Source organism: Micromonospora sp. NPDC050417, from assembly GCF_044458865.1.
Lineage (GTDB): Bacteria > Actinomycetota > Actinomycetes > Mycobacteriales > Micromonosporaceae > Micromonospora_G.
In genome coordinates this window covers 95156-107952 of the sequence record NZ_JBITIH010000013.1, presented here as the reverse complement: position 1 = coordinate 107952, position 12797 = coordinate 95156, and the positions used below count along the sequence as shown (strand labels likewise).

General features: G+C 68.4%; 10 protein-coding genes. 3 read left to right on the top strand and 7 right to left on the bottom strand.

The genetic code is table 11. The features are described 5' to 3' along the window. Positions 1–121: 121 nt before the first annotated feature. The 7 genes from ACIBF5_RS18350 to ACIBF5_RS18320 form a co-directional block, all read right to left on the bottom strand. Positions 122–730 carry a GTP-binding protein gene (locus ACIBF5_RS18350; protein ID WP_396813036.1) on the bottom strand — a complete coding sequence of 203 codons (609 nt, stop codon included), beginning with the start codon at positions 728–730 and terminating at the stop codon, positions 122–124. Further along, positions 711–1100, bottom strand: a complete 390-nt coding sequence (locus ACIBF5_RS18345; protein WP_396813034.1) for a DUF742 domain-containing protein — start codon at positions 1098–1100, stop codon at positions 711–713. Before ACIBF5_RS18345 ends, ACIBF5_RS18350 begins: the two co-directional genes overlap by 20 nt. 6 nt (positions 1101–1106) lie before the next feature. Next, positions 1107–1538 carry a roadblock/LC7 domain-containing protein gene (locus ACIBF5_RS18340; RefSeq protein WP_396813032.1) on the bottom strand — a complete coding sequence of 144 codons (432 nt, stop codon included), beginning with the start codon at positions 1536–1538 and terminating at the stop codon, positions 1107–1109. A gap of 55 nt (positions 1539–1593) precedes the next feature. After that, a complete protein-coding gene (locus ACIBF5_RS18335; RefSeq protein ID WP_396813220.1) occupies positions 1594–4194 on the bottom strand; it encodes a nitrate- and nitrite sensing domain-containing protein in 2601 nt (866 codons plus the stop codon). Between the two features lie 148 nt (positions 4195–4342). Further along, positions 4343–5917 (bottom strand): prenyltransferase/squalene oxidase repeat-containing protein, encoded by a 1575-nt coding sequence (locus ACIBF5_RS18330; protein WP_396813031.1) that lies wholly within the window; start codon positions 5915–5917, stop codon positions 4343–4345. A 41-nt stretch (positions 5918–5958) separates the two neighbouring features. After that, positions 5959–6876: a terpene synthase family protein gene (locus tag ACIBF5_RS18325; protein WP_396813028.1), complete on the bottom strand. Its 918-nt coding sequence runs from the start codon at positions 6874–6876 to the stop codon at positions 5959–5961. Continuing rightward, complete coding sequence (locus ACIBF5_RS18320) at positions 6873–8231, bottom strand: cytochrome P450 (RefSeq protein WP_396813026.1); 1359 nt, start codon at positions 8229–8231, stop codon at positions 6873–6875. Before ACIBF5_RS18320 ends, ACIBF5_RS18325 begins: the two co-directional genes overlap by 4 nt. Before the next feature lie 889 nt (positions 8232–9120). Between ACIBF5_RS18320 and ACIBF5_RS18315 the strand changes: the two genes are divergently transcribed. The 3 genes from ACIBF5_RS18315 (at position 9121) to ACIBF5_RS18305 (ending at position 12738) form a co-directional block, all read left to right on the top strand. After that, positions 9121–10116 carry an ABC transporter permease gene (locus ACIBF5_RS18315; protein ID WP_396813024.1) on the top strand — a complete coding sequence of 332 codons (996 nt, stop codon included), beginning with the start codon at positions 9121–9123 and terminating at the stop codon, positions 10114–10116. Continuing rightward, positions 10113–11033, top strand: coding sequence for a carbohydrate ABC transporter permease (locus ACIBF5_RS18310; RefSeq protein WP_396813022.1), 921 nt, complete (start codon positions 10113–10115; stop codon positions 11031–11033). Before ACIBF5_RS18315 ends, ACIBF5_RS18310 begins: the two co-directional genes overlap by 4 nt. 64 nt (positions 11034–11097) lie before the next feature. Beyond that, complete coding sequence (locus tag ACIBF5_RS18305; RefSeq protein ID WP_396813020.1) at positions 11098–12738, top strand: extracellular solute-binding protein; 1641 nt, start codon at positions 11098–11100, stop codon at positions 12736–12738. Positions 12739–12797 lie beyond the last annotated feature (59 nt).

Genomic DNA, 12797 nt, shown 5'->3' with positions numbered 1-12797 from the left:
CTCGCCGCCGAACCGCCCGGACGGGGACACCCTCGTGCTCGACGAAGGGTGTCCCCGTGCCCCGGAATGCGCGGGTCGGGAACGTCGCCGGTACGGGCGCTGGGGCCGCCCGCGCCGGTGGTCAGTTCGCCGACGCCACGTGGTCCCGGCGGCGGCGCTGCATCGCCCGCTCCAGGAGCGCGATCAGGACCTCCTTGCCGGACTCCTTCCGGCGGGCGTCGCAGAGCATCACCGGCACGTCCGGGTCGAGGTTCAGCGCGAGTTGGACCTCGTCGAGCCGATACTGGCGGGCGCCCTCGAAACAGTTCACCGCCACGATGAACGGCGTGCCCTGGCGCTCGAAGTAGTCGATCGCGGGGAAGCAGTCGGCCAGCCGGCGAGTGTCGGCGAGGACGACCGCGCCCAGTGCGCCCAGCGTCAGCTCGTCCCAGACGAACCAGAAGCGGTCCTGCCCGGGGGTGCCGAAGAGATAGAGCACCAGATCGTCGCTGATCGTGATCCGCCCGAAGTCCATCGCCACGGTGGTGGTGCTCTTCGCCTCGACGCCGGAGAGGTCGTCGATTCCGATGCCCTGCTCGGAGAGGACCTCCTCGGTGCGCAACGGCGGGGTTTCGCTGACCGCTCCGACCATGGTGGTCTTACCCACCCCGAAGCCACCGGCAATAAGGATCTTGACGGCGGTCGGCAGCGTCAGGCCGCCGGCCGCGGTGTCAGAGTGCTCGTAGTCCATTGATCACTGCCTCGAATACGCTGTCGTCGGGTTGGGCGGTCGCCGGCCGGGGTTCCCGCACCTCGACGAGGTGCCGCTCAAGCAGGTCGCCGAGCAGGACGCGGATGGTTCCCAGGGGCAGGTTCAGGTGCGCCGCGACCTCGGCGACCGATTGGGCCCGCTGGCAGAGGCCGACGATGGCGAGGTGCTCGGGCCCGACACCGACCTCCGGCGCGGCCCTGACCCGGGTCGCCATCACCAGTGAGATCAGGTCGAACCTGCCCCGGACCGGCCTGGTCCGCCCACGGGTCATCGCGTACGGACGGACCACCGGTCCGGCATGGTCGTCGACCCATTCATCCTCTGAGGATTCGCCCTCGGGGGCGGCCATGGCGGGTTACCTCTCCTCGACCGGAGGCGACACCGGGCCGCCCTCTCGGGCCGGAGAGGCGAGGAACTTCCCGGCCCGGGTCACCAGCATCGCCATCTCGTACGCGATCAACCCGACGTCGGCGTCCTCGTCGGCGAGTACGGCCAGACACGCGCCCCGGCCCGCCGCCGTGACGAACAGGAACTGGGATGACATCTCGATGATGGTCTGCTGCACCGTTCCGCCACCGAACCGCCGCCCGGCGCCCCTGGCAAGGCTCTGGATGCCTGACGCCATCGCCGCCAGATGCTCCCCGTCGTCGCGGCCCAGTCCCTTCGAGGACGCCACCAGTAGGCCGTCCACGGAGAGGACGATGGCATGTTCAGCCTGCGTGACCCGGCTAACCAGATCATCCAACAACCAGGTCAGGTCGGCGCTCGACGCTGTCTTTTGCACCACTCGTTGTCCTCTGTTTTCGTCGGCGAAGCGTCGCCGAGTCGATCTCCTGGTTCGGTTACGTGCGGGGCTGGTCCCTGGGCGCGTCGTCCTGCCCGTCAACCGGAGCCGACTGCGCCTCCTCGTTCAACAGTCGTGCGGCCTCCGAGCGGCCACGTTTGGTGCCGCTCTGGTAGGAGCTCATCATCGACCGGATCTGCTCGGGTGGCCGTGGCGCGTCGTCGCCGGCCTCGGGCACCTCGGCTCCGCTGGTTTGCAGTGGCTTGGCCAGGTTCGCCTGCCGGACTCGCAACGGCAGCCCGGACGGGGTCTGGCCGGTCATCCCCTGCGGACCGGCCGAGTCGACCGAACCCGCCGGACCGACCGAGCCTGCCGGGGCACTCGGTCCAGCCGATCCGGACAGAGCCGGCGGAGCGACCGGCTTGGCGAGTGCGGCCACGGTCGGCAGTAACGGGGTCTCGATCGTCGGTGTGTTCGCGCGTGCGGCGGCGTCGGACGCCGACGGCAGACCCGACGCCGAGCGCTGCTGCGGGATGAGGGTCTCCGCCCGCCGGGTCGTCAACGGTGGCTGCGTCGTCCGCGCCGGCAACGGCGGCAGCTCACCCGGCTCCACCACGGCGACCGGGCCCGCCGCCCGGTGCGTCGGACCGGTCACGGCGGTCTGTCCCGCCCCGCCGGCCACGGTCGCCGGGTCAACCCGGCCACTCGGCGCGATGTCGCCCAGCACGGGCGGCGGCGGTACGGCTGTCGGGCCGGTCTGCTCCACGCTGTCGTCGGTGACCAGGCTGAGCGGGATGAGCACGATCGCGGTGGTGCCGCCGTACGGGGACTCCTTGAGCTGGGCCCGTACGCCGTGCCGTTCGGTGAGCCGGCTGACCACGTACAGGCCCAGCCGGGTGGCGTTGGCGAGGTTGAACTCCTGCTGACTGCCGATCTGCTGGTTGGCCGCTGCGAGTTCCTCCTCGCTCATGCCGAGACCGCGGTCCTCGATCTCGATGACGAAGCCGTTCGCCACGACCTGTCCCTTGACCTCGACCGTGGTGTGCGGAGGTGAGAAGGAGAGAGCGTTCTCGATCAGCTCGGCCAGCAGGTGGATCACGTCGCCGACGGCCCGACCGGCGAGACCGACCGGGGCGATCGGGAGCACGGTGACCCGGGCGTAGTCCTCCACCTCGGCCACCGCGCCGCGTACCACGTCGACCATCGGCACGTTGCGTCGCCAGGAACGACCGGGCCTCGACCCGGAGAGGACGATCAGGTTCTCCGCGTTACGCCGCATCCGGGTGGCCAGGTGGTCGACCCGGAACAGGTCCTCCAGTTCCTCGGCGTCGTTCTCCCGCCGCTCCATCGCGTCGAGCAGGGCGAGCTGGCGGTGCACCAGGGCCTGGGTACGCCGGGCGAGGCTGAGGAAGATGTCCCGTACGCTGCGCCGCAGCTCGGCCTGCTCGACGGCGGTACGGATGGCGGTCTCCTGCACCGCGTTGAATGCCTGGCCCACCTGGCCGATCTCGTCGTTGCCGAAGTTGAGCGGTGGCGCCTCGGCGGAGACGTCCACCTCCTCACCGCGCCCGAGCCGTTCGACCACGCTGGGCAGTCGCTCGTTGGCAAGCTGACGGGCCGCCTCGCGCAACCGCTCCAGTTGGGCGACCAGGGCGCGGGCGGTGGTCACCGAGACGATGACCGAGGCGACGACCGCGAACGCCCCCAGCACGGCGGCGAGCAGGATGCGGACGATGACCCAGATCGCGCCGGGCGTGCTGCGCTCGACGACGCCGTCGCCGCCGGTCACGACGACGTCGTGTAGCTGCCGCATCGCGGGTTCGACCGTGGCCTGCCAGTCGGCGGCCTTGATCGGCGGGGTGGCGTTGGTCCGGCCGGCGAGGATCAGCTGGTCCTCGGAGGCACGGAGCCGGGTGAAGACGTCTCCGGCGACCATCTGGTCGTAGCGGGCCCGGTCCCGGCTCTCGAGGTCGTCGACGGTGATGGCGCCCATGAAACGTTGCGCCCCGACGAGTTTGGCGATCTCCGCACTTTCCGTGGGGGTGATCTTTCCGGCCGAGAGAACACCGGCGACCAGTGCGTCCTCCTGGGAGATCAGCTCGTACTGGCGATTCAGGTCGATCAGCGCGGCGGCCTGCGACGCGATCGTCTCGTCATCCAGGCTGCCCAGGGCGTCGTAGACGCGGAAAATCCCGTCCACGATGGCGGTGTAGGCCGTCGCCGCGGCGGTCCGGTCGATGGACCGGGCGTCGATCCGGGCGCGAATACCTTCCAATTCGTCGAGCTGCCGGTTCGTCGAGTCGATACGACTTTCCAGCGTCGAGGAGCCGGCCATACCGGCCTGCCAGCTCCCGGTGGACTGACGGAACGCCGCCGCGAGGTCGCGCGACGCGAGTCTCGTGGCGTCCAATTCCTCGCGGGAAGCCTTGGTCGAGCCGAGGAACGCGAGCGAGAGACGCCGCTCGGTCTGCAGGCTCTGCAGCAATGGCTCGCTCGGCTCGTACACGGTGGTGTTGAGGGCCTGGGCGAAGAGGAGATTGGTTCCCTCTCGCAGGGTCACCCATGCGGCGAACACCCACAGGGCCGCGAGTGACACCAGGAGAGCGACCACTTTGGTACGCAGATTCGCGCTACTGCCGCGAGGAATGCGGGGAGCCATTACACCGTCCCAGGCCGGGGTTGGAGTTGTCGTCACCAGTTCGCGATACGAGGTGTCGAATGCGCTTACTGGGCTATCCGGGAGTGCGCGAACACGCTAGCAGTTTCGGACAAGTCACCTCAAGCCCACACAATGAGATTGCATCTGCTCAGAATGACGCGGCGGAGGACTCCAGCTCAGCCCTGCTGGCAACGAGGTGCAGCGCCGCCAATGTGACCGATTCCACAATCGCCGTTGGCGCGTACAGCTCCTTGCCGTGCCACAACGCCGCCTGCGGCTGCCGCGCCGCCGCCGTACGCCGGAGGTAGGCGTGGCCGCCGCGCACGGCCTCGCCGAGCCTACCCCGCGCGGGTCGGCTCAGTCCTAATAGGACATGGAGCGCGTACGCGGTCTCCTCCGCCGTCCCCGACCACCGTCCCCAGGACCCGTCCGGCCGTTGACTGCCGAGAATCCAGTCGACCGCCCGGTCGACAACCTGGGCGAGAGCGGGTCCGCGACCGTACTCGTGCAGGGCCAGCACGGCACAGGCCGTGGCGTAATAGGGCGAGGCGTGCCAACGGTCGTGCCATGCGCCGTCGGCCCGCTGCTGCTCCCGGAGCCAGCCGGAGAGCCGGCGCACCACGGCCGCGTACCGCGACTGCGCCACCGGTCGGATCGCCAGGTGTTGCCCAAAGGCGTCGAGCACGTGGGCGTTGGTGGTGACGGAGGCGCCGTCTTCGCCGGGCCAGGTCGCGAAGTGGCTGCCGGTGTCGTAGCCCCACAGGCTCTCCGGGGCGACGGGCGCGCCGAGGTGCCCGAGGGCGTAGAGCGTGACCGAGGTGGTGTCCGCGTCGGTCGGCAGGCCGGGGCCGGTGGACGCCCCGGTCGGACCGAGCGCGGCGCTCAGGCTCTCCACCAGTTCGCGGCGCCCGCCCAGTGGGATCCCGACGCGGGCGAGTCCGCTCGATACCCAGGCGCGCTCGAAGACGGTGACCGGGATGGGACAGGGCACCGGGCCGCCCTGTCGCAGCGCCAACTCCCGCAGGTGGGCCCGGGCCCGGTGGACGCCCCGTGCCGTCCCCGCGACGGCGATCCAGGCCGCGGTGGCCGCCGGCGACGCGCCGACCGTACCGAGCCGACCGGGGCCGATTCCCGGCGTCGCCCCGGCCGCCGGTCCGACCACCTCGAACGAGTGCGCCAACTTGGCGGGCACCCGGCGCCCCGAGGCGATCAGCCGACGGACGCCGACCAGGCGGTCATCGCCCATCTCCCGGGGCAGGCCGAGCGGGGCACGCGCCCACGCCTCGACCAGATCCGCCGGCAGCCGGTCGACGTGTACGTTGATCGCCTCGACCATGGCCGGCACGATCAGATCGACCGCGGGCGTGTCCGGCACGCGCGGACCCTCGTCCCCGAGCCAGCCGCGCAGCACCACCAGCGCCCGCTCCACGGACGCCAGCACCTCGGCACGTCCGATGGTCGGCGGACGACCGTCCTCGCCCGCGCGCAGTACGGTCAAGAGCGCCTCGACCGCGCTCAGTGTGGGCACCAGGGCGTAGCCACCCGGCGGTCCCCAGCCACCGTCGGCGCGCTGCGCCGCCAGGACGAAACGCAGCCGCTCGGCGTGCCCGGTCAGCCAGGGCGCCAGCGTGATCAGTCGGGCGCTCTCGTAGACCGAGGGCGCGACCTGGCCCCACGGGTCACGGAGCAGACCGGCGAGGAGGCTCTCGACGTCCGCCGCCACGCCGCCCCGATCGGCAGCGGGTCCTGACCGGGTCGACGTGGTCACATCCCGCCCCAGAAGTCGACGCCGCTGCCGTAGAACCGGGTGACGAAGCCGAGTTGCCGGGCCAGGTAGGAGGCCGGACGCGGGCAACTGGTCCGCAGTGGCGTCAGCAGCCGCACGCAGCCGTCGACCAGCTCGCCGACCAGCCGGATGACCTCCGCCCGGTCGACCCCGAGCATGAGTACGTTGAGGTCGCCCTTGCCCCAGGCGAGGTCCCGGTCGTACGTACCCAGGTCGTTCACCAGACGCAGCACGCGCTGCACCTGCCGACCGACGGCCCGCAGCTCGTCGAGGTGGTCCAGGCACTCCTGATCGCCGGTCCACAGCCAGTGCGAGAGGTTCACCCAGGCAAGCCCGGTGTTGTCGGCGTTGTCCAGGTAGGAAGCGGAATCGGGAAGGCCGGATTCGTCACCGGCCGCACGGGCCGACTTCCAGCTCCACTCCCGGGCCATGGCCGTCAGGGTGCATCGCAGCTCTTCGCGCCACAGCCGCCGATGCGCCTGGTACGCGGGCGAGGTGGCGATCCCGTCGCGGATGTCGGCGAGGAAGCTGGCCAGCGGCGACCCGGGGACGGGCGCGGTCCCGTCGACCACCGCCAGGCAACTCGCCACGATCTCGTCGACCTGTTCGACCGTGACCGCGAGGGTGTCGACCTGCCAGTCGAGGGCGAAGATCCACAGCGCGGTACGGTTCGCCACCCGCACGTCGGCAGGGCCGGCCCCGACAGCGTTACAGGCGGTCGCGTACGCCACACCGCCGATCAGCGCCGCGTCGAACGGCTCCGCGTCGAACAGGGCCGGATAGGCGCGGACCCGCTCCGCCAGGTCACGCTGCCCCGCGATGGTCAGGGTTCCCACCTCGGCGAGTTCGGTGCCGTGCCGGAGGTCCTGATGGGCTGCCGCTGTGTCGGTGCTCATGGCACCACCGCTCGAACCGGGTGTAGCACCAGCTTGGCCTCGGTGGCCGGCCGCAGGGAGGCACCCATCCGGGGGGTGAAGTCCACCGGCCCGACCAGTTGGGGTCGGAAGCGGCTCAGCATCGTCGCGATGATCAGCGGTGCCTCGACGGCGAAGAGGTACTGGCCGAGGCAGCGGTGCGGGCCGCCCCCGAAGGGGAAGTAGCTGTAGTGCGGTTCGGGCTTCGGCCCGTCCGGGTCGAAGCGCTCGGGATCGAAGTCGTCCGGGTTCGGCCAGAACGCCGTCATCCGCTGGGTCACGTAGGGGCTGACCAGAATGGTCGACCCGGCCGCGATCCGGGTGCCGCCGAGCATCTCGTCCCGGATTGCCATCCGTGGGATGAACCAGCCCGCCGGCCAGAGCCGGAGCAGCTCGTCCAGCACCATCCGGGTGTAACGCAGCTCCGACATGTGGGACCGGTGCACGTCCGCGCCACCGACGACGCGGTCGATCTCGGCGTAGAGCTTCTCGGCGACCTCGTGGTCGGCTGCCAGCACCGGCCAGAGCCACGACAGCACGGCGATCGTCGTCTCGGTCGAGGTCGAGACCATGGCCACCAGGTCGTCGCGGATCTGTTTCTCGGTGACCTCCACACCGTCGATCTCACGGGGGGCGCAGAGCGCGGAGATGATGTCGTCGCCGCCGTCCGGGTGCCGTCGGGCCTCACGGATGAGCGGCAACACGATCTCGTCGAGTGTGGCGACGGCGGCTGCGAAGGCGCGGTCGCCAGGGAGCGGCAGCCAACCCGGCGCCCACGGCACGACGATCCGGGGGATCATCTCCGTGGCGATGACACCGAACGCGTCGACCATCCGCACCGCGTCGGAGACTGTGATCTTGTCGCCGAAGAGAACCCGCGTCGTCGCCTGGCAGACGATCCGGGCCAGCTCCGTGCCCGCGTCCACGATCCGGCCCTCCCGGGCGGGCTCCTCCAGGCCGTCGACGGCGTCCCGGATCGCCTCCGCCATCCGGTCGGTCATCGCGTTGACCCTGGCCGACGTGAAGAGCGGACGCAGCACGTCCCGGCTCGATTTCCAGACGGGACCCTCGGTGACCAGGATCGCCTCACCGACGGCCCGCCGTACCCCGTTCCAGAGCAGACCCTCACGGACGTACGTCTCGGGGTTGTGCAGCACCGTCTCCAGGTGGTTCGGGGAGGTCACCAGATAGGGCCCCACCGAGCCGACGCCGAGTCGCACGATGCCGCCGTTCGCCGCGTTGCCCGCCTCGACCAGCGCCTCCAACGGGCGTCGGACCAGGCCCAGCAGCTTCCGCAGTGGGAGGTTTCGGGCAACGCCGGACGCCGCCTCAGACATCGGATACCTCCACGACCTCGGTCCCGCGTGGCCCGCCCGATCCTCAGCGGGTCTGCCGACCGGGTACGGACCGGGGCAACAGGGTGAAAATTGATCAAGCCGGCCAGCGCCACTCTAGATCCAACTTTCCGCCCGGTCTAGGGACCAATTCGTGAACGCCACCGAAATCACTCCCCTGTGGACGACATACCGATTCTGGCCGCCGACAGGGGGTGCGGTGACCGGTCGCAAGGCCACCTCTCGACCCGATCACCCTTTCCAGCACGGGCGTGTGCGACGGGCGAGGGTACGTGGGGTGGACCGACATGCCGTCAATCCACGGCGAGGAGCTGCCGGCGGGCGTGGCGACCTCGCGGCGGCGTTTGTCATCAGCATCTCACCGGCCTCCGCCACCCGGACAACCCGTGCCGACTTGGCCCTCGCCGGCGCGGGAAGGTCAACGTCCGTCGCTCACGGGGTGTTACGGCGGACGATCCCGTACCATCACCTCATCACGCATCGTGACCGAAACTTTCGGCGCGAACGATATCGCCATTGATCTCGGTCAAGTGGGAATCGTGGAGCGACAACCCTCCACAAGGTCGGGTCCACATCGGACGATCAGCGGTTGAATGCTCCACTAACCAGTACAGAAACCCTTGACACACCACGGGCCGGAGCTTAAGTTGCCCGTCACAGGTAACAGAGTTATTTCCGAAAGTTTCGCTATTACGCCGACGTGGAGTTTGCCGCCGGTAGGGACACGCCGGTAGGAAACGACGCCATGGCCAGACCGGAGGGATGGCTTGAACAACCCGGCACCCATCCCCCTGATCCCGCTGGCGCGGCCGTCACCGGTCCGGGCCGAACGCCCCGTCGCACCGCCACGGTCCATGAGGGAGGACACCGGATGAGCACACCGACGGTGGCGGAACTACCGACCGACGCACCGCAGCCCGGCCGGGCGGAAACCGGACCCGTCGCTCGTCGTACGCGCCCACGCTCCCACGGCTGGCGGCGCAGCCTGCGTCGGGACTGGCAACTGTATTCGCTGGCGATACTGCCGCTGCTCTTCTTCCTGATCTTCAGGTACCTGCCGATGATCGGTAACGTCATCGCGTTCCGCCGCTTCGAGCCCGGCGGCAACGTGTTCGGTGAGTACTGGGTCGGCCTGCGGTACGTCCGGTTGTTCATGAGTGACCCGACGTTCTGGCACGTGTTCACCAACACGCTGGTGCTGGGGGCGCTGACGCTCCTGTTCTGCTTTCCGTTGCCGATCGTGCTCGCGCTCCTGCTCAACGAGGTCCGTACGCGGGCACTCAAGCAGTTCGTCCAGTCGGTGTCGTACCTGCCGCACTTCCTGTCGATCGTGATCGTGGCGGCCATGGTCATGCAACTGCTCTCGGTGGACGGCACGGTCAACCAGTTGGTGCGCTCCGTCGGCGGGGATCCGATCCAGTTCATCCAACAGTCGGAGTGGTTCCGCACGATCTACGTGTCATCGGAGGTGTGGCAGACCGTCGGCTGGGGCACGATCCTGTATCTCGCCGCACTCACCCATATCGACGATGGGTTATATGAGGCGGCCCGGATCGACGGCGCCAACCGGTGGCGCCAGACCTGGCACGTGACGCTCCCCGGGATCCGCCCGACGATGGTGACGCTGCTGATCCTGAACATCGGCACCTTCATGGCGGTCGGCTTCGAGAAGATCCTGCTGATCTACAACCCGCTGACGTACCCGACTGCCGACGTGATCGCCACCTACCTGTACCGGGTGGGCATCGTCTCCGGCAACCTCAGCTACGCCGCCGCGATCGGCCTGTTCGAGGCCGTGATCGGCCTGACGCTCGTCCTGTCGGCGAACGCGATCTCCCGACGAACGGTGGGGACAAGCCTGTGGTGAGCATCGACACGAGTGCGGCCCGTCGTTCGACCAGGGGCCCCCGCAGCCACCGACCGACCCGGGGCTACCGCGTCTTCCGGGTGGTCAACGCCCTGATCCTGACCGGGGTCGTGGTCGTGACCCTCTACCCCTTCGTCAACATCGTGGCGCGCTCGCTCAGCGAGAACGCCTACATCATCGCGGGGCAGGTCAATCTCGTCCCGCGTGGGTTCAACCTCGACACGTACAAGCTCGTCATGTCGGACCCGCTGTTCTGGACGAACTACCGCAACACCGTGGTCTACACGGTGGTCTCCACCGTCATCGCGATGGTGCTCACCACCTGCTACGCCTACGTCCTGTCCAAGCAGCACCTCAGGGGCCGGACCGCACTGGTCGGGATCGCCGTGTTCACCATGTTCTTCACCGGCGGGCTGATCCCCAACTACATCCTGGTCACCAGCCTCGGCCTGAGGAACACCATCTGGGCAGTGGCCCTACCCAACGCCATCAGCGTCTTCAACCTCCTCGTCATGAAGGCGTTCTTCGAGGGCCTGCCGACGGAACTGGAGGAGGCCGCCGCCGTCGACGGGCTCAACACGTACGGCACGTTGCTGCGGATCGTGCTGCCGCTGTCGAAGGCGATGGTCGCCACGATGGTGCTGTTCTACGCGGTCTCGTTCTGGAACTCCTGGTTCGCCGCCTTTCTCTACATGGATCGGCTGGAGCTATTCCCGGTCACTGTCTATCTGCGCAACCTGATCGCCGGTGCGACCGATGCCACCTCCGTCGGCAGCAACGCCGGCGACGTGGTGCAGTCCGCCGCGACGATCCAGTCCGTGACGATCGTGCTCACGGTGCTGCCCATCCTGGCGGTCTACCCCTTCATCCAGCGGTACTTCGTCTCCGGGGTCACGCTCGGGGCGGTGAAGGGATAGCCCAGTCGACCGGTTCGGACATGTGCGCCAACCCACCGTTGTTCTCCGCACGAAAGGAAGCCTCATGGTCCAGCTATCCCGACGTCAGCTCCTTGTCGCCGCTGGCGCGGCGGCCACCGTCTCCCTCGCCGGCTGTGGCGACGGTGGCGAGTCAACGCAGAACCAGGATCTCTCGGGCAACCGGGACGGCGCCATGACCCAGTACGGCGTCGGGGACCAGTTCAAGGCCACCACGCCGATCTCGTTCTCGCTCCTGTACAACAACCACCCGAACTACCAACTCAAGGAAGACTGGCTGTTCTGGACCGAACTGGCCAAGCGGACCGGGGTGACGCTCGAAAAAGTCGCCGTGCCGCTCAGTGACTACGAGCAGAAACGCAGCGTGCTCGTCGGGGCCGGTGACGCGCCGTTCATCATGCCGAAGACCTACCACCCGCAGGAGAACGCCTTCGTCTCCTCCGGCGCCATCCTTCCGGTCAGCGACTACCTCGATCTGATGCCGAACTTCAAGGACAAGATCGCCAAGTGGAACCTCAAGCCGGAGATCGACACGCTCCGGCAGGAGGACGGCAAGTTCTACCTCCTTCCCGGTATCCACGAAAAGCCCTGGCAGGACTACAGCCTGGCGGTACGGACCGACATCCTCGACCAGCTCAACATCCCGGTGCCGACCACCTGGGACGAGGTCTACACCATGCTCAAGGCGATGAAGACGGCGCACCCGGACAGCTACCCGTTCTCCGACCGGTTCAGCAAGCCCACTCCCGGTGGGAACCTACTGAACATCCTCGCCAAGTCGTACGGGACCATGGGCGGCTGGGACTACCAGCACGCCACCTGGGACGCCGGCGCCAGGAAGTTCGTCTACACCGGCGCGACGAGCCAGTACCGGGACATGCTGCAGTACCTCAACAAGCTGGTGACCGAAGGGCTGATGGATCCGGAGAGCTTCACCCAGACCGACGACAACGCGCGCCAGAAGCTCGCCGGAGGGCGGTCGTTCGTCATCAGCTCCAATGCGCAGACCCTGGTCAACGACTACCGGAAGGATCTGGCGGCGACTCTTCCGAACGCGAGGATCACCAAGATCGTACTGCCGACCGGGCCGGCGGGGGCGATCAATCCGGCCAGTCGGCTGGAGAACGGTGTCATGCTTTCGAAGAAGGCCCGGGAGAGCAAGAACTTCGTCGCCATGATGCAGTTCGTCGACTGGCTCTGGTATTCCGACGCGGGCATGGAGTTCGCCAAGTGGGGCATCGAGGGTACGACCTTCACCAAGGACGCCTCCGGCAAACGCACCCTGACATCCGACATCGATGTCATCGGGCTCAACCCCGCCGGGACGAAGCACCTGCAGAAGGACTTCGGCTTCTACAACGGGGTGTTCGCGTACGGGGGCCCACTTGAGCTGGTCCAGTCGTTCTTCTCGCCCGAGGAACTGGAGTTCCAGAAGGTGTTGAACACCCGGACGCCGATCGCGGTGGCACCCCCGTACCCGTTCAGCGACGAGGAGCGCGAGCAGGTGTCTCTCTGGGAGACGCCGCTGAAGGACTACGTGACGCAGATGTCGCTGAAGTTCATCCTGGGCCAGCGCAGCCTCAGCGAGTGGGACGCCTACGTGGGCGAACTCAAGTCGAAGAACATGGACTCCTATCTGAACCTCGTCAACAAGGCACACGAGCGCTATCAGAAGGCCAACGGCTGACCGGTGGCTCCGGTCGGGTCCCGACGGGGCCCGACCGGAGCGGACGACCCTGCCTTGCG